At 74.0% G+C, this 16,364-nt stretch carries 15 protein-coding genes; 11 read left to right on the top strand and 4 right to left on the bottom strand.

Annotated elements, in window-relative coordinates:
* Positions 1-43: 43 nt before the first annotated feature.
* On the bottom strand, positions 44-1,348 hold the full coding sequence (locus tag ACQP04_RS21990) for a hypothetical protein (RefSeq protein WP_433502446.1): 1,305 nt from the start codon (positions 1,346-1,348) through the stop codon (positions 44-46).
* 160 nt (positions 1,349-1,508) lie between these two features.
* On the opposite strand from ACQP04_RS21990, the gene ACQP04_RS21985 reads away from it, so the two are divergent.
* From ACQP04_RS21985 to ACQP04_RS21935, 11 genes are all read left to right on the top strand, one after another.
* The gene (locus ACQP04_RS21985) at positions 1,509-2,171 is read left to right on the top strand and encodes a GntR family transcriptional regulator (RefSeq protein ID WP_433502445.1); all 663 of its coding nucleotides are present in this window, start codon (positions 1,509-1,511) and stop codon (positions 2,169-2,171) included.
* Between the two features lie 155 nt (positions 2,172-2,326).
* Positions 2,327-3,703: an MFS transporter gene (locus ACQP04_RS21980; protein ID WP_433502444.1), complete on the top strand. Its 1,377-nt coding sequence runs from the start codon at positions 2,327-2,329 to the stop codon at positions 3,701-3,703.
* A complete protein-coding gene (locus ACQP04_RS21975) occupies positions 3,700-4,587 on the top strand; it encodes a transketolase (protein ID WP_433502443.1) in 888 nt (295 codons plus the stop codon). Before ACQP04_RS21980 ends, ACQP04_RS21975 begins: the two co-directional genes overlap by 4 nt.
* Entirely contained in the window at positions 4,584-5,573 is a 990-nt protein-coding gene (locus ACQP04_RS21970) for a transketolase family protein (RefSeq protein ID WP_433502442.1), read from the top strand. Before ACQP04_RS21975 ends, ACQP04_RS21970 begins: the two co-directional genes overlap by 4 nt.
* A 23-nt stretch (positions 5,574-5,596) precedes the next feature.
* A complete protein-coding gene (locus ACQP04_RS21965; protein WP_433502441.1) occupies positions 5,597-6,358 on the top strand; it encodes an SDR family NAD(P)-dependent oxidoreductase in 762 nt (253 codons plus the stop codon).
* Positions 6,359-6,457: 99 nt separating this feature from the next.
* Positions 6,458-7,735, top strand: a complete 1,278-nt coding sequence (locus ACQP04_RS21960; protein ID WP_433502440.1) for an MFS transporter — start codon at positions 6,458-6,460, stop codon at positions 7,733-7,735.
* Positions 7,736-9,418: a UGSC family (seleno)protein gene (locus ACQP04_RS21955; RefSeq protein WP_433502439.1), complete on the top strand. Its 1,683-nt coding sequence runs from the start codon at positions 7,736-7,738 to the stop codon at positions 9,416-9,418.
* A complete protein-coding gene (locus ACQP04_RS21950; RefSeq protein ID WP_433502438.1) occupies positions 9,415-10,218 on the top strand; it encodes an NAD(P)/FAD-dependent oxidoreductase in 804 nt (267 codons plus the stop codon). The genes ACQP04_RS21955 and ACQP04_RS21950 overlap by 4 nt, the downstream gene beginning before the upstream one ends.
* On the top strand, positions 10,215-10,733 hold the full coding sequence (locus ACQP04_RS21945) for a UGSC family (seleno)protein (protein ID WP_433502437.1): 519 nt from the start codon (positions 10,215-10,217) through the stop codon (positions 10,731-10,733). The genes ACQP04_RS21950 and ACQP04_RS21945 overlap by 4 nt, the downstream gene beginning before the upstream one ends.
* Positions 10,730-11,743, top strand: coding sequence for a hypothetical protein (locus ACQP04_RS21940; protein ID WP_433502436.1), 1,014 nt, complete (start codon positions 10,730-10,732; stop codon positions 11,741-11,743). Before ACQP04_RS21945 ends, ACQP04_RS21940 begins: the two co-directional genes overlap by 4 nt.
* Entirely contained in the window at positions 11,730-12,644 is a 915-nt protein-coding gene (locus tag ACQP04_RS21935) for a hypothetical protein (RefSeq protein ID WP_433502435.1), read from the top strand. The genes ACQP04_RS21940 and ACQP04_RS21935 overlap by 14 nt, the downstream gene beginning before the upstream one ends.
* A gap of 6 nt (positions 12,645-12,650) precedes the next feature.
* Here ACQP04_RS21935 and ACQP04_RS21930 read toward each other — a convergent pair whose 3' ends face one another.
* Genes ACQP04_RS21930 through ACQP04_RS21920 form a run of 3 tightly spaced genes read right to left on the bottom strand, consistent with a single transcriptional unit; the run spans position 12,651 to position 16,317 of the window.
* On the bottom strand, positions 12,651-13,436 hold the full coding sequence (locus tag ACQP04_RS21930) for a FadR/GntR family transcriptional regulator (RefSeq protein ID WP_433502434.1): 786 nt from the start codon (positions 13,434-13,436) through the stop codon (positions 12,651-12,653).
* Positions 13,437-13,493: 57 nt separating this feature from the next.
* Entirely contained in the window at positions 13,494-14,231 is a 738-nt protein-coding gene (locus ACQP04_RS21925) for an enoyl-CoA hydratase-related protein (RefSeq protein ID WP_433502433.1), read from the bottom strand.
* Between the two features lies 1 nt (position 14,232).
* Positions 14,233-16,317 (bottom strand): acetate--CoA ligase family protein, encoded by a 2,085-nt coding sequence (locus ACQP04_RS21920; RefSeq protein WP_433502432.1) that lies wholly within the window; start codon positions 16,315-16,317, stop codon positions 14,233-14,235.
* Positions 16,318-16,364 lie beyond the last annotated feature (47 nt).

The raw sequence follows: 16,364 nt of genomic DNA, 5'->3' as shown, positions 1-16,364 counted from the left end.
GGTTGAGCAACGCTAGCGCGCCCACCCGGTTCCCGGGATGTGCTCAGGCCGCCTGACGGGCGTCGGCCGCGGGCCGGACCTCGGCGTTCGCGGTCTGCTCGGCGATCTCCCGCAGCAGGGCGCGGCGGATCTTCGGCTGCTGGGACAGGGCGACCGCGAAGACGGTCAGCAGGAACCACATGGCGAGGCTGCTCAGCACGATGAGCAGGATCGGGATCACCCACCCACCGAGCCGCTGGGCCAGCCCCTGTGCGGCGAGGATGCGCCACAGCAGCATCAGGTTGACCAGGTAGCCGATCGCATAGGCGACCACGAACGCGATGGCGAACTGCTTGAGGCTTCCGGACTGCTTGCGTCTCCGGATCGGCTCGTCGCGCACCGGCAGCAGTACCGACAGGACGTTGCCGACGCCGAGCCAGAGCAGGATGAAGCAGACGACCAGCGCGCAGGCCTTGACGATCGCGCCGGCGTCACCGGCCCGCCAGGCGAGCAGGCCGCTGAGCAGGAACCCGATCGGGGCGATGAGCGCCGCGACGGCGAGGTTCTTGATCACCAGCAGGTGCCAGAGCCGGGAGCCGCCCTCGAGGGCGGCCCGGACCCGCAGGGCGTCGAAGCACATCGCGTTGATGCACACCGCCCCGCCCAGCATCACCGAGATCACCCAGAGCCCCAGGTAGGGCAACCACCTCTGGTCCCTGTCCCACTCGAAGACGCGGATGAAGCCGAGGTAGAGCAGACCCAGGGCCAGGCTCACCGCCAGGCTCTTGACCGCGGTGCGCGGGCGGCGACGCAGGATGTAGGCGATCTCCCCGCGCAGGCCGTGGGCCAGCGCGGGCCCGTGCCGGCTGACCGCGTTGCGCCCCTGCAACGGGAGGTGCCCGTCGACGGCCGCGGCGCCGGGCTCGTCCTCGCCGGCGTCGATGCGGGCGAGCCGGGCGTCGAGGACGGCGAGGTGGGCCTCGAGCAGGGCCAGCCGCGCTACGCCCACCGCGGCGACCGCGTCGCGTTCGGCCCGGGCGGCGTCGTCGTGGGAGACGGGTCCCGCGCTCTCGGACGACACGTCCGCAGGTGAGTCGGTGCCGTCGAGGTCGGTGCTGTCGACGTGGGGGCCGGGGCCGTCCAGGTCGGAGCCCTCCAGGAACGCCTCGCGCAGGGCCGCCCGCCTGGGGTCGAGCCCGTCGCCCCCGGTCGACCGCCGCTCGGCCACCCGGTGTTCGGCGAGAACCCGCCGGACTCTCGACCTCAGGGCGTCGACCTCCGGACGCTCCTTCCACTTCGACGAGAGCGCGGCCCGTTCCGCCGCCCCCGCGCGCTCGACGAGCTCACTCAGGTCGTCCACCGCGGACATCGGCCACTCCTGCACCTCGACCACCCCGGCGGGGCGTGCTGGGGTCGACCGTCGGCGCAACGAGGCGGATCGGCACCGCCCGCCGTGGGTGAGTCGCACGGGTCGCGCACCGGATCCGGCGTTGTCGGCAGGTAGTCTGTCGACAGTCGGAGGGAGTCCCGTGTCCGTCGAGCCGTTGCCGAACATCGACCGCAGCACGTTGCGGGAGCGCGTGTTGAGGGCGCTGCGCTCGGCGATCACCTCCGGCGCGTACCGGCCGGGGGACCACCTGGGCGAGGTCGAGCTCGCGGGCCGGCTCGGGGTGAGCCGGGGGACCGTGCGCGAGGCGTTGCGGCACCTCCAGCAGGAGGGCCTGGTGACCGCGGGCAACCGCGGGATGCTCCGCGTGAACACCCTGTCCGCCGAGGAGATCCGGGGCCTGTTCCGGGTGCGGGCCGCGCTCGAGGGGCTGGCCGTCACGGAGATCATCGCGCGGCCGGACCGCTCGGCGGCGGTGGCCGCGTTGCGCGCGGCGATCGACGAGCTCGCCGGCGCGGGGGAGGACTTCGCGGCGAAGGTGGAGGCCGACCTGGGCTTCCACGTGCGGCTCTGCGAGCTGTCCGGCAACCCGATGCTGGTCGAGTCCTGGCGGCACCTGGAGGGCCGGATCCGGGTCACGATCATGAACCGGGACCCGGAGGAGGCGCCGGCGATGATGACGCCGGGCCGGCACGCGCCGATCATCGAGGCGATCGAGCGGGGTGACCTCCCGGGCGCGCTGGCCGTGGTGGAGGAGCACATGGCCGCGGCCGCCGACCACTTCACGAGCACTCCCGCCCGCTGACCTTCCGCTCGTCCGTCTTCGGGAAAGTTCTGTCCGACTGTTGACAGTGGGGCCGCGAGCCCGCATGGTTTTCCTACCACTGCCGAGTGTTAACAGTCGGACTGTCGAGACAGAGTCCGGGACGACTCGGCCGACGACGGATCAGCGGAGATCACATGTCTGGAGAACACGCGCCCGCGGTGCTGGGCACGCCGGCCCGCAAGCGGGTCGCCCTCGGCTCGTCGATCGGGGCGACGATCGAGACCTACGACTTCATCGGCTTCGGCACGGCCGCGGCCCTGTACTTCAACCACGTCTTCTTCCCGTCGACCGACCCGCTCTCGGGGACCCTGCTGTCCTTCGCGACGCTGGGCATCGGCTTCGCGGTGCGCCCGCTGGGCGGCATCATCGGCGGGCACCTCGGCGACCGGATCGGCCGCAAGCCGGTGCTGGTCGGCTCCCTGCTGCTGATGGGCGTCGCGACCGTCCTCATCGGGGTGCTGCCCACGTACGCGCAGGTCGGCGTGTGGGCGGGGATCCTGCTCGTCGCCGTCCGGGTGGTGCAGGGCCTGGCCTTCGGCGCCGAGTGGGGCGGCGCGATCCTGATGACCTTCGAGCACGCGCCGTGGCGCAAGCGGGGGCTCTACACCGGCATCACGCAGGCCGGGTTCCCGGTCGGGCTGCTGCTGGCGAACGCCGCGTTCCTGCTGTCGGTGCCCCTGGGTGAGCAGTGGGCGTGGCGGGTGCCGTTCCTGCTGTCCGCGGTGCTGATCGTCGTCGGCATCGTGATCCGGCTGAAGGTCGAGGAGTCGCCGGAGTTCGAGAACCTCCGGTCCGAGGGCGAGGTCGCGAAGAACCCGCTGCTCGAGGTGCTGCGCGACGACTGGCGCAACGTCCTGCGCGCCTTCTGCCTGCGGATCACCGAGACCGCCGGCTACGCCATCTCGGTCACCTTCGTGCTGTCGTACCTGGCGAGCGAGGAGCTGGCCGCGCGCTCGACGACCCTGTTCGCGCTCATGCTCGCCGCCGGCCTGGGCATCGCCGCGACCGTGGCGTGGGGTGCGCTCACCGACCGGATCGGCCGCCGCCCCGTCTACCTGATCGGCACCGTGCTCTCGGTGGCGTGGGGCGTCCCGTTGTTCCTGCTGCTCAACACCGGGCAGGCCGTGGCGATCGTGTTGGCCTTCGTCGTCAGCTACGCCGTCTGCCAGAACTGCCTCGCCGGCGTCCAGGGCGCCTGGTTCTCCGAGCTGTTCAGCGCCCGCACCCGCACCAGCGGCGCGTCGCTGGCCTACCAGCTCTCGGCCGTCGTCTCCGGGTTCACCCCGCTGATCGCCACCGCCCTGTTCGCCCGCACCGGCTGGGTCGGCCCGGCCCTGCTGTTCAGCGCCTACGGCGTGCTCGGCCTGGTCGCGACCCTGCTGACCCGCGAGACCTGGGGCCGCACCGAGCGCGCCGAGGTCGCTGCCCTCGAGCGGTCTCTCGCCCGGCCGCCCGTCGACCCGCCCGCCCCCCGGCTGACCACCACGGCGTCCACGAAGGAGACCCGATGACGACCACCGAGCTCCCGACCACGGCACGGGCGGCGAAGATCGCCCGGCTGGAGGCGGCCGCGGCCCGGATCCGCCACCACGCCCTGACGATGGGGGAGGTGCAGGGGCAGGGCTACATCGGCCAGGCCCTCGGCGTCGCCGACGTACTCGCGGCCTTCTACGCCCGGGGCGACGGCGAGCTGCGGCTGCGCCCCGAGGACCCGGAGTGGGACGGCCGCGACCGGTTCCTGCTGTCCATCGGGCACTACGCGATCGCGCTCTACGCGGCGCTGGCCGAGGCGGGCACGATCCCGCTCGCCGAGATCGAGACCTACGGCTCGGACGACTCCCGGCTGCCGATGTCCGGGATGGCCTCCTACACCCCCGGTATGGAGATCTCCGGCGGCTCGCTGGGCCACGGCCTCGGCGTGGCCTGCGGGATGGGCCTGGGCCTGCGGCACCGCGGCAACCCGGCCCGGGTGATCAACCTGCTCTCCGACGGCGAGCTCGACGAGGGCTCCACCTGGGAGGCCGCGATGGCCTGCGCCCACCACGGGCTGGCCAACGTCACCGCGGTCGTCGACGTCAACGGCCTGCAGGCCGACGGGCCGACGCCCGGCGTCCTGAAGACCGAGCCGGTGACCGAGAAGTGGCGGGCCTTCGGCTGGCACGCCGTGCGCGTCGACGGCAACGACGTCGGCGCCCTGCTCGACGCCCTGGACGAGATCCGCGACCACGCCCTGCAGCCCGGAGCCGGTCCGTCCGTGCTGATCTGCGACACCCGGACCGGGCGCGGGGTCCCGTTCCTCGAGAGCCGGGAGAAGGCCCACTTCATGCCGGTCGCCGAGCACGAATGGCAGGCGGCCCACTCCGCTCTCGATGCAGCTCCGGAGGCTCGGCGATGACCGCCCCTGCGACGAAGCGCCTGACCACCTCGGCGATGATCGCCTCGTTCGCCGACCCAGGTCAGCGGACCTCGCCCGCGCCGTTCGGGCACGCCCTGAACCGGCTCGCCGAGGAGCGCCCCGAGATCGTCGGGCTGTCGGCGGACCTGGCGAAGTACACCGACATGCACGTGTTCCGGGACGCGAACCCGGACCGGTTCTTCCAGATGGGCATGGCCGAGCAGGCGATGCTCGGCGCGGCCGCGGGGCTGGCCGAGGTCGGGCTCGTCCCGTTCGCCTCGACCTACTCGGTGTTCGCGACCCGCCGGGCGTACGACTTCCTCTGCCTGGACATCGCCGAGCCCGGCCTGAACGTCAACGTCGTGGGCGCGCTGCCCGGCCTGACCACCGGCTACGGGCCCAGCCACCAGGCCACCGAGGACCTCGCGATCCTGCGCGCCTGCCCGAACCTCACGATCGTCGACCCCTGCGACTCGGTCGACATCGAGCAGGCCGTGCCGCAGCTCGCCGACCACGCCGGACCGACCTACCTGCGGCTGCTGCGCGGCAAGGTCCCCTCCGTGCTCGACGAGTACGACTACCGCTTCGAGCTCGGCAAGGCCGCGCTGGTGCGCCCCGGCCGGGACGTCCTGTTCGTCTCCACCGGACTGATGACCATGCGGACCCTGCAGGCCGCGGCCCGGCTCGAGGCCGACCACGTCGACGCCGCCGTGCTGCACGTCCCGACGATCAAGCCGCTGGACACCGCGACGATCCTGCGGGAGCTGCGCACCGACCGGCTCGTCATCACCGCGGAGAACCACACCGTGGTCGGGGGGCTGTCCGAGGCCGTCGCCGCCACCGCCGCGTTCGCCGGGATCGCCACCCGGATCCGGCCCGCCGCCCTGCCGGACGAGTTCCTCGCGGCCGGTGCCCTGCCCACCCTCCACGACCGCTACGGCCTGTCGACCGACGCGCTCTGCGCGCGGGTCAAGGCCGCCCTCTGAGCCGACCTCTCCAGGAGAACCCAGTGTCCGTGTCCGAGTACACCGCCGTCGTCACCGGGGCCGCGTCGAAGCGTGGCATCGGCCGCGCCACCGCCCACGCCCTCGCCGCCGCCGGCTGGAACGTCGCCGTCCTCGACCTCGACGAGGCCGCCGCCAAGGCCACCGCCGACGAGATCGTCGGCGCCCACCCGGTCCAGGCGTTCGGCCTGGCCTGCGACGTGACCGACGAGACCTCGGTCGCCACCGCCGTCGACACCCTCACCGCGGACGCCCCGCCGGTCGGGGCCGTGGTCAACAACGCCGGCATCACCTCGCCCACCCGGTTCCTCGACGTCGACGGCGCCGAGTGGGACCGCATCTTCGCCGTGAACGTCCGCGGCGCCTACAACATCACCCGCCGACTCGCGCCCGGGATGGCCGAGCGCGGCTTCGGCCGGGTCGTGTTCCTGTCCTCGGTGTCCGCCGAGCGCGGGGGCGGGGTGTTCGGCGGCGTCGCGTACTCCGCCGCCAAGGCCGCCCAGCTCGGGTTCGCCCGCGCCCTGGCCCGCGAGCTCGGCCCGCACGGCGTGACCGTCAACAGCGTGGCCCCCGGGCTGATCGACACCGACATCACCGGCGGGGCGCTCGAGGGCGAGCGCAAGGAGGCGCTGCTCTCCGGGATCCCGGTGGGGCGCAACGGCCGGGTCGCCGACGTCGCGGATCTGATCACCTACCTCTGCCGCCCGGAGTCCGGCTACATCACCGGCGCCACCTACGACGTCAACGGCGGGTCGCACATCCACTGAGGGCCGTCGGAGCGTTCCGCTTCGCTCCTATGATTGTTACGGTGCGGACACGCCAGTAGGCCGGGCAGGGACGCCCGGCCGGCCCCAGGGGGTGGCCCAATGACGACCGGCCAGGCACGCTCCGCCGCCACCGGCTCGCTCTCCTACACACCGGGAGAGCGGCGCCGGGTCCTCACCGCCGCGTGCCTCGGCTGGGGCATGGAGTACTTCGACTTCATGCTCCCGTCCCTGCTGGCGGCGCCGATCATGGCGGCGTACGGGATCGGGCCGGGCACGTTCAGCGTCGCGATCCTGGTGCAGCTCATCGGGTCCGCGGTCGGCGGGCTCGCGTTCGGGTACCTCGGGGACCGGTTCGGCCGCCGCCGGACGCTGATCTGGTCGATCCTCATCTACTCGATCGCCACCGGCCTCGTGTTCTTCGCCCCGAACTTCTGGGTGTTCATGGTGCTGCGGTTCTTCACCGGCGTCGGGACCGGCGGCGAGTGGGCCGTCGGGTTCGCCTGGCTCAACGAGGCGTGGTCGCCGAAGCGCCGCGGGCTGGGCGGCGGGCTCGTGCAGTCCTCGCTCTGGCCCGCCTACGCGCTGGCGATCCTCGCGGCGCAGACCCTTCCGGACTGGCGTTACGCCTTCCTCATCGGCGTGCTGCCCGCCCTGGCCTGCGTCTGGGTGCGGTACGCGACGCCGGAGTCGAAGCAGTGGACCGAGCTGCAGCGGCGCAAGGCGGCCGGCGAGCTGTCGTCGGACGTCGCCGCGGTGGCGCGGCGGTCGAGCTGGCGCCAGCTGTTCATGAAGGACAGCCTGCCGATCGTGCTGGTCGGCCTGGTCGCGGCCTTCGGCGCGCAGTGGGTGCCGTACACGGCGACCACGTGGATGCCGTCGCTGCTCAAGAGCGACCTCGGGTTCGACGCGAACGCGGCGAGCCTCGTGCTCTATCTCGCCTCGGCCATCTCGTTCGTCGGGTTCGTCCTGGCGGGCTGGCTCTCGGACAAGCTCGGCCGGCGCCCCGTGTTCCTGGTGTTCTCCGGGCTGCAGGCCGTGGTGTTCCTGGTGATGTTCGGGCTCGCCGTGTCCGGCAGCGGGCTCGGGGCGTTCACCTGGATGTACCTGCTGACCAGCCTGTTCCTGGGCTACTTCGGCATCTTCGGGGTGTGGTTCGGGGAGCTGTTCCCCACCCGGATCCGGTCGCTGGGCTCGGCCGCGGCGTACAACGTCGGGCGCGGGCTCTCCGGGGTCGGGACCTTGATCGGCGGGATCGTCGCGGCGGGCTCGGGGTACGGCATCGCCGTGTCCATCGCGGGCTTCGGCGCGGCGCTGGTGTTCCTGTCCGCGTTCTTCCTCAAGGACCGGGCGGGACGGGAGATCACGGCGGAGGACTGAGTGTTCGAGGCTGTATGGCCGTTGGGCCGCAAGGTGCTGGACGCCGTCGAGGCGGGTGAGCGGCCGACCGAGCTGGGCGGGCGGCGGGTGGCCTACCTGTGGGACGAGCTGTTCCGCGGCCCCGAGATGTTCGACGTGATCAGCGAGCTCGCGCGCGAGCGGCACGGTCACGTCGAGTTCGTCGGGTGGGAGACCTTCGGCAACTTCCACGCCTCCGCGGCCGAGGAGAAGCGGGTCCTCGGCGAGCTGCCCGAGCTGCTGCGGGCGCACCGGGTGGACCTGGTCGTCGCCGCCGTCGGTGCTTGAGGCTCCTGCATGCCTGCCGTGATGCGGGCCGCAGCCGCCGCCGAGCGGGCCGGGGTCCCGGCCGTCGCGATCGGCGGATCCGGGTTCGAGCCGATGGGCCGGGCGATCGGGAGGTCCCTGGGCATCCCGCACGTGCCGATCGTCAGCTACCCGGGAGTCATCCTCACCGACGAGACGGACGTGTTCCTCGGGAAGATGCGCGAGATCGTGGCGCCCGCCGTCGTCGACGCCCTGACCAGGACGTACTCCGCCGAGGACACCGCGTCGGACGTCGAGCCCGGCCCGCGGGAGGTCGTCGTGCGCGGGGACCTCGACACCGTCCTGGAGGCCTTCGACGAGCGGGGCTGGACGGACGGGCTGCCGATCGTCCCGCCCACCGTCGAGCGGGTGGAGGAGTTCCTGCGGCACACCCGCAGGGACCCGGAGGAGGTGCTCGGTGTGCTCCCGCCGGACCTGCGCGAGGCCACCGTCTGGTCCGTCGCGGTCAACGGCGTGATGGCCGGGTGCCGGCCCGAGTACATGCCCGTCCTGCTCGGGATCGTCGAGTGCGTGGCCGCGCCGGAGTTCCGGGTCCAGGACGCCGGCTCGACGCCCGGGTGGGAGTCGTTGATCGTCCTGTCCGGACCCGTCGTCGAGCGGCTGGGGTTCAATTCGCGTACCGGCGTGCTGCGCGTGGGGAACCGCGCCAACACCTCCGTGGGCCGGTTCCTGCGGCTCTACCTGCGCAATCTCGCCGGGCTGCGGATCCCGCCCGAGCACACCGACCAGGGCGCGATCGGCGCCTCCTTCCACGTGGTGCTGGCCGAGAACGACGACGCCGTGCGCGAGCTCGGGTGGCCGTCGCACCGGGAGGACCTCGGGTTCGCGGCGGAGGACTCGGTGGTGTCGGTGCGCAGCTGCCTCACGGTGAGCGCGCCGATCTACACGGGCGGGGACGCGGTCGACGACCACCTGGAGCCGCTCGCGCTGGTGTTCGGCAACGCGATGGGGCCGTGGTCCTACACGGGCATGGAGTTCGGGGCCTGGCACCCGCTGCTGGTGCTCGGCCCGTCCATCGCCGCGGCGCTCGCCCGCCACGGCTACGACAAGCCCGCGCTGCGCCGGTACCTCGCCGAGCACATGCTGATCTCCGTGAAGGAGCTGGAGCGGTGCGCGTGGGCCGTCGGGTCCACGAGCTTCCGGGTGTCGTCCCTGGTCGAGCGGGGCGAGCTGGACCAGCGCTACGCCGGGGACGATCCCGAGCGGCTCGTGCCGATGTGTCCTCGGGCCGAGGACATCGCGATCGTGCTGGCGGGCAACGAGGGCCGCAACCAGTCCCGCGGTTACGTCCAGAACCACGTACAGGGGGTGCCGGTGAGCCGGCGGATCGGGACATGAGCTGGGACTCGAGCTGGGACGTCGCCGTCGTCGGGGCGGGGATCGCGGGCCTGACGGCAGCGCGGACGGCCGCCGGGCGCGGGCTGCGGGTCTGCGCGTGGGACGCGCTGTCGCCCGGCGGGCGGCTCGTCAACATCGGCGAGGTCGTCGGCTACCCCGGCGTGAAGACGACCGGGCCGGACCTGATGAGCGCCCTGCTCGAGGAGGCCATGGGCGCCGGCGTCGAGATCGCGTACGGCGAGGTCACGGCGCTGTGTCCCGGGTTCACGCTGGCCACGGAGGAGGGGGACGCGACCGCGCGGGCGGTGGTGGTCGCGACCGGGCTCACGGACGGCCGGCTGGACGTGCCGGGGGACTGGACCGGGCGCGGGGTCGCCACCTGCGCCACCTGCGACGGGCCGCTGTACGCCGGGAAGCCGGTCGTGGTCGTCGGCGACGACGAGTGGGCGGCCCACGAGGCCCGCGAGCTCACCGCGTTCGCCTCGCAGGTCACGATCGTGGCGCCGGGCGAGCCGCAGTGGTCCGCCGCGCCGGACGGGATCCAGGTCCGGCGGGGGACCGTGCGCGCGGTGCTCGGCGAGGATCGGGTGACCGGCCTGGCGCTGGCGGACGGCACCGAGCTGGAGGCGGGCGGGGTGTTCGTCTACACCGGTGCCGAGCCCCGCACCGGGCTGGTCTCCGACACCCCGGGCCTGTTCGCCGCCGGGGACGTCGCCGGCACCGCTCCCTACCTCGTCGCCGCGGCGGCGGACGGCCTGCGCGCCGGCCTCGCCGCCGTCGACTTCCTGGAGGACTCGTGAAGATCGTCGACCCCACCTTCGGTCTCCCCGGCGACACGGACGTCGCCCCCGTCGCCCACGACGGCATCCCGGCGGACGCGCTCTGCCTGCTCTCGAACTCCAAGCCCGGTGCCACCGAGCTGCTCCGCGAGGTGGCCGCGCGGCTGGAGGCCGAGCGCGGGTTCCGCGACATCGGGTTCGCCTCGAAACCGCAGGCGGCCCATCCGACGGCGGAGGAGACCCTCGACCACCTCGCCGCGCAGTACCGGATGGCGATCGTCGCCATCGGCGATTGAGGCAGCTGCTCGTCGTGGAGTCTCCACGACTCGGTGGAACTGGAGCGCCGTGGCGTCGTCCCGTTCCTGATCGTCACCTCGACGTTCCTGCCGCTGGTGCGCGCGCAGGCGAAGGCGCGCAAGGTCGAGCCGCGCGTGATCGTGGTCGACCACCCGGTCGGCGGGCTGAACGCGGAGGAGTTCGCCGGCCGGGTCGAGGCCGCGTACGCCGGGATGGTGCGTGAGTTGGAGGACCAGTGACCGACGTGCTCGACGTCCCGGACCTGGACCCGGCCGAGTGGTTCGGCTACGCCGAGGAGCAGGGCTGGAGCGACGGGCTGCCCACCGTCCCGCCCACCGAGGACCTGGTCGACGCGATGCTGGCCGCGTTCCCCGGCGACCCGCCCGAGTTCGCCCCGCTCCCGCCCGCCCGGATGATCCCGACGCTGCGTTCGGTCGCCGCCAACGCCGTCATGGCCGGATGCCGGCCCGCGGACCTGCCGGTCGTCGTCGCGGCGCTGCTCGGCACGATGGATCCGCACTACAACCTGCACGGCTCCCTCGCGACGACGCATCCCTGCGCACCGATGGTGCTGGTCAGCGGCCCGGTGCGGGACCAGGGGTTCAACTCCGGTGGGAACTGCTTCGGGCAGGGGACCCGGGCGAACGCCGTCGTCGGACGGGCCCTGTCGCTCGTGCTGCGCAACGTCGGCGGGGCCACGCCCGGTGTCATGGACCGCTCCACGCAGGGCTCGCCCGCGAAGTACACGTTCTGTTTCGCGGAGGCGGACTCGCCGTTCCCGGCCCTGCACGTGCAGCGCGGGTTCGCCGCCGGGGACTCCGTGGTCTCGGTGATGGCCGCCGAGCCGCCGCACAACATCAACGACCACGGCAGCCGCACCGGCGAGGAGATCCTCGTGACGATCGCCGGGACCATGGCCGAGTCCGGCTCCAACAACGTCTACGTCCGCGGCCCCCACCTGCTCGTCCTCGGCCCCGAGCACGCGGACACCCTCGCCCGGGACGGCTGGACCGTCGAGACGATCCGGGAGCGGCTCTGGGAGCGGGCCCGGATCCCGTTCGACCGGATCTCCGAGGGCAACCACGTGCAGTTCGACGAGTCCGGGATCAAGCCCGAGGAGGACGGCTACACCGTCTCAGACGGTCTCCGGCAGCTCCACGTCTGTGTCGCCGGTGGACCAGGCAAGCACTCCGCGTGGATCCCGTCGTTCGGGGCGACGGAGCTGGTGTCGCGCGTTGTCCCCGGATGAGATCGAGGAGCTGCTCGTCTCCGGTGCGGGAGACGGCCTGCCCGTCGTCGAGCCGACCGCGGAGCGGCTCGCCGGGATGGGCGGCGACGACGTCTCGCTCGGCCCGGTCCCGCCCCTCTTCGAGGCGCTGACCAGCAGGAAGGCCGCCTACTACGCGGTCCTCGCCGGATGCCGGCCCGTTGAGCTGCCCGTCGTGGTCGCGGCGCTGCGTGCGTGCCTGGAGCAGGAGTTCAACCTGCTCGGTGTCCAGACGACCACGGGCACGGCCGCGGTGTGCGTCGTCGTGGGTGGCCCGGTCGTCGAGCGGCTCGGGTTCCATCCCGGGACCAACGTCCTCGGCCCCGGCAACCGGGTGAACGCCTGCGTGGGCCGCGCGGTGGCCCTCGCGCTGGCCGGGATCGGCGGCGCACGCCCGGGCGAGACGGACATGGCGACGACGGGCCAGCCCGGCCGCTACACCTTCTGCCTCCCCGAGCACCGGACCCCGTTCGGCGGCGTCTCGGGGCTCGACGGCGACGCGGTGAGCGTGCTGGCCGTCGGCGGGACCGCCGAGGTGCTGCCCCGGGCCGGCGGGGGGACGGTCGCCGAGATCCTCGACCCGCTCGCCGACGCCCTGGCCGGCGCGGTCCGCGCCGCCGGCGACCCGACCCGGATGTCCTCGGGCGCGCAGGCCGTGGTGCTGCCGCCGGAGGTCGCGGGGCGGCTGGCCGCGCTGGGGGAGACGGCCGCCTCGATCGCCCGGGCGCTGTACGAGGGCGGCGGCGTGCGGGCCGGGCACCCGGTCGCCGCCTCGCCCGACGACGTCCAGGTGATCGTCTCCGGCGGGCCCGGCATCAAGATGCTGCACCTGCCGGGCTGGATCGGCGGCTCCCGGGCCGTCCACCGGGCGCTCAACCGGTGAGCTCGCTCAGGGCGCGATGTCCCGCCAGCGCACCGGGCGCTCGTACACGCCCGGGAACCGGGTCTCGACGTACCGGCGGAACTCCGCCATGTGCCGTCGCATCGCCTCGCGGGCGCGGTCCGGGTCGCGCGCGAGCAGGGCTGCGTGGATGGCCTCGTGGGCGCCCAGCACCGCCGCCCGCCGCCGCGGCGGGTAGCTCACCCCGAGCGGCATCCCGTCCGTGATCAGGTGCAACGAGGAGATCAACAACTCGAACAGCTCGTTCCCGGCCGCGGCCGCGACGGCCAGGTGGAACCGGTCGTTCTCGGCGAGGAAGTTCTCCTCGTCGTCGAGGAAGGCGCGCATGCCCGTGATCGAGTCGGCGATCTCGGCGGCCGCGGCTGCGTCGGTCCCGTTGGCGGCCAGCGCGGCCAGCTCCGGCTCGAGGATCTCCCGGACCTGGATCACCGACCGGAACGACACGGTCCGCAGCTGCAGGAACAGGCCGAGGACGCCGGCGAGATCGGTGCCGTCGGGCTGCATCACGACGGGCCCGCCGCGCGGCCCGGCCTTCACCGTGATCACGCCCGTGAGCTCGAGAAACCGCAGTGCCTCCCGCAAGGTCCCGCGGCCGGCGGAGAAGCGGGCCATCATCTCCCGCTCGCCGGCGAGCCGGGTGCCGGGCCCGAGGCCGTCGCCGGTGATGTCGTCGACGATCCGCTGCGCGATCATCAGCGGGACCTTCTGCGGGCGACGCAGGTCCGGGCGCCGGCGCGCGGAGCGGGGAACGTCCGCGGGCGGCTCCGCCGTCATGGTCCACCGCCTCCCCGCTCCTACGATGCGCAGGATTGTAGGAGCAGAGGGTGCGGCTCAGCTGCTGGTGCGGCGGCGTTGCGACCACATCTGCGTGGCCCGCTCGAACTCGACAGCGGCGTCCCAGCCGATGGCCGGCGGGCCCAGCTCGGTGCGGAAGGAGCGGACGGCCTCGCGGGCCAGCGCCGGGTCCTGCGCCGGTCCGGCGGCGAGCCGGTGGGCGGTGTCCTCGACCTCGTCGTCCGGGACGGCGGCCCAGGCCAGGCCGATCTCGACCGCCCGCCGCCCGTCGATCTCCTGGCCGAACAGTCCCGTCGCGGCCGTCGCCTCGCGGCCCGCGGTGCGGCCGGCGAGCGTGAAGAACCCGCCGCCGGGGTGCAGGCCGATCCGCAGGAACCCGGCGAGCAGCCGGACATCCTCGGCGACCACCCGCAGGTCGGTGGCCAGCATGAGGTTCATCCCGGCACCCACCGCGGCGCCGCGGACCGCCGCGATCGTGGGCACGGCCAGCTTCCCGACCCGCACGAACGCCTGGTAGACCGCGCCGGTGTCCCGGTAGGTGGCGTCCTCGGCCTGGTCGGCGCCCGGCCGCCAGCGCCGCCGGTCCGCGCCGGAGCAGAAGGTCCCGCCCGCGCCCCGCACCACGGCCGCGCCGATCGCCGGGTCGGCGTCGACCTCCTCGCACGCCGCGACCAGCTCGCGGCCCATGTCGGGAGTCAGCCCGTTGCGGACCTCGGGGGAGTCGACGGTGAGCGTCGCGACCCCGTCGGCCTTCTCCAGCACGATGCGGCCCATCTCAGCGCTCCTCCTCGGTCCGGCGGACGAGCACGTCGACCGCCACCACGCCGTCCCGCCCGACGATCAGCGGGTTGATCTCCAGCTCGGCGACGGTCGGGTCCGTGGCCGCTCGGGCCACGGCGACGATTGCGTCGACGGCCGCGTCGACGGCCGGCGGCTCGGCGCCGCGATGCCCGGCGAGCAGCGGCCAGCTGCGCAACTCCCGCAGCAGGGCGCGGGCCGCGTCGCGATCCAGCGGGGCGAGCGCGGTGGCCAGGTCCCGGTGGATCTCCGTGGCCACCCCGCCGAGCCCGACGGTCACGACGGGAGGCCAGCCGTCGCCGCCCGTCGTCGCACCGACGAGCAGCTCGAGCCCTGCCGGGGCCCGGCGCTGGACGAGGACGGCGCCGCCGAGCCCGAGCAGCTCGGCGGCCACCTGCCGGACCTCGGCGGGCGGCACGTCCACCCGCACGCCGCCGACCTCGGACTTGTGTGCCGGGCCCTCGGCCTTGAGCACGACCGGGCCGCCGAGCTCGCCCGCGATCCGCTCGGCCTCCTCGGCCGTGGCGGCGGTGCGGCCCTCGGGGCGGGGGACGCCGATCGCGTCGAGCAGCTCCCAGCCGTCGGACGGCAGCGGGCCGGGCGGCGCGGGAACCGCGGCGACGGCGTCGGGCCCCGGCTCCCGGACCAGCTCCACGAGCACCCGGGAGGCCACCGCCACGGACCCGAACACCGGGATGCCGGCCGCGGTGAGCAGGGCGCGCGCCTCCGCCGTGCGGTCCGGCCCGGCGAGCCAGGCGACCGCGCACGGCACGGTGCCGCCCCGCATCGCCGCGGCGAGGTCCTCGGCCAGGGCGACCGCCTCCTGCCCGGTGACCATCGTGACCAGGACCAGCAGCGAGTCGACGGACGGGTCGGCGCACACGATCGCGCAGACCTCGCCGAAGGCGCGGTCGCCGCGGTTGAACAGCTGGGCGGTCACGTCCACCGGGTTGGCGAGCGCGCCGAACTCCGGCACCAGGCGCGCGAGCTTCTCCTGGGTCTCCGGGGCGAGCTCGGGCAGCCGAAGCCCGAGGCCCTCGCACCGGTCGGCGGCGAGGATGCCCGCGCCGCCCGACGTCGTCACCGCGGCGACCCCGCGGCCCGTCGGCCGGGGCTGGCCCCGCAGCATGGTGGCGGCGGCGAGGAGCTCCTCGACGTCGTCGACCAGGACGACGCCGTGCCGGCGCGAGACCAGGCGGAACGCGGTGTCGTCGCCGACCATCGCGCCGGTGTGCGAGACGGCCGCCCGCTTCCCGGCCGCCGAGCGCCCGGACCGCAGCACGACCAGCGCCGTGCCGTGGGCCGCGGCCGTCTCGGCCAGCCGCGCGTAGGCGGCGCCGTCGCGGAGGTTCTCGACGTACACCGCCAGCACGGAGATCTCGGGCCGGCACACCAGGTACCGCCCGATCTCGGTGAGGTCGACGTCCGCCTGGTTGCCGGTGCTGACCCAGGTCGTGAGGTCGAGGCCCCGTTCGGCCGCGAGGTCGAGGACGGACCCGCCGATCGCGCCGCTCTGCCCCACGTAGGCGATGCCGCTGCTCCCGGTCAGTGGGCGCTCCGCGGCGGCGGAGAAGCTCGCGAACAGCCGGCTCGGCGTGTGCACGATCCCCTGGCAGTTCGGGCCGAACACGCGCACGCCCGTCTCGCGGGCGGCCGCGACCAGGTCCTCCTGCAGCGCCGCACCCTCCGGGCCGACCTCGGCGAACCCGGACGCGAACACGATCACCGCGACCGCTCCCGCCCGGCCGGCGTCCCGGACGGCTCCGGCCGCCCGCGCCGCCGGGACCATGGCGAGGACGAGATCGACCGGGCCCTCGACGTCGGCGAGCGAGGCGGCGCAGGGCAGCCCGGCGAGCTCGTCGTACTTCGGGTTGACCGGCACCACGCGGCCGGCGAAGCCGCGCTCGGCGAGCCAGCGCAGCGGGCGGGCCATCGGGTTGTCCGCCCGCCCGGACGCGCCCAGGATCACGACGGTCCGCGGGTTCAGCACCCGCTCCCAGTCGGTTCCGGGGCTGTCGGACAGGGTGCCGGACGGGTCGGTGCCGGACGCGGTGTCGGCCAACGCGGCGGTCCTCCTCGACGTCGAGGTGCGGGCAGGCGGAACCTGTC

Source organism: Pseudonocardia halophobica, assembly GCF_050948485.1.
GTDB classification, from domain to species: Bacteria; Actinomycetota; Actinomycetes; order Mycobacteriales; family Pseudonocardiaceae; genus Pseudonocardia; species Pseudonocardia halophobica.
This window is presented reverse-complemented; position numbering and strand designations above follow the sequence as displayed.

Bases quoted from the DNA above. Each gene is read 5' to 3' on its own strand.
- ACQP04_RS21990 (WP_433502446.1), bottom strand. From the start codon at position 1,348: ATGTCCGCGGTGGACGACCTGAGTGAGCTCGTCGAGCGCGCGGGGGCG.
- ACQP04_RS21980 (WP_433502444.1), top strand. From the start codon at position 2,327: ATGTCTGGAGAACACGCGCCCGCGGTGCTGGGCACGCCGGCCCGCAAG.
- ACQP04_RS21975 (WP_433502443.1), top strand. From the start codon at position 3,700: ATGACGACCACCGAGCTCCCGACCACGGCACGGGCGGCGAAGATCGCC.
- ACQP04_RS21970 (WP_433502442.1), top strand. From the start codon at position 4,584: ATGACCGCCCCTGCGACGAAGCGCCTGACCACCTCGGCGATGATCGCC.
- ACQP04_RS21960 (WP_433502440.1), top strand. From the start codon at position 6,458: ATGACGACCGGCCAGGCACGCTCCGCCGCCACCGGCTCGCTCTCCTAC.
- ACQP04_RS21950 (WP_433502438.1), top strand. From the start codon at position 9,415: ATGAGCTGGGACTCGAGCTGGGACGTCGCCGTCGTCGGGGCGGGGATC.
- ACQP04_RS21930 (WP_433502434.1), bottom strand. From the start codon at position 13,436: ATGACGGCGGAGCCGCCCGCGGACGTTCCCCGCTCCGCGCGCCGGCGC.
- ACQP04_RS21925 (WP_433502433.1), bottom strand. From the start codon at position 14,231: ATGGGCCGCATCGTGCTGGAGAAGGCCGACGGGGTCGCGACGCTCACC.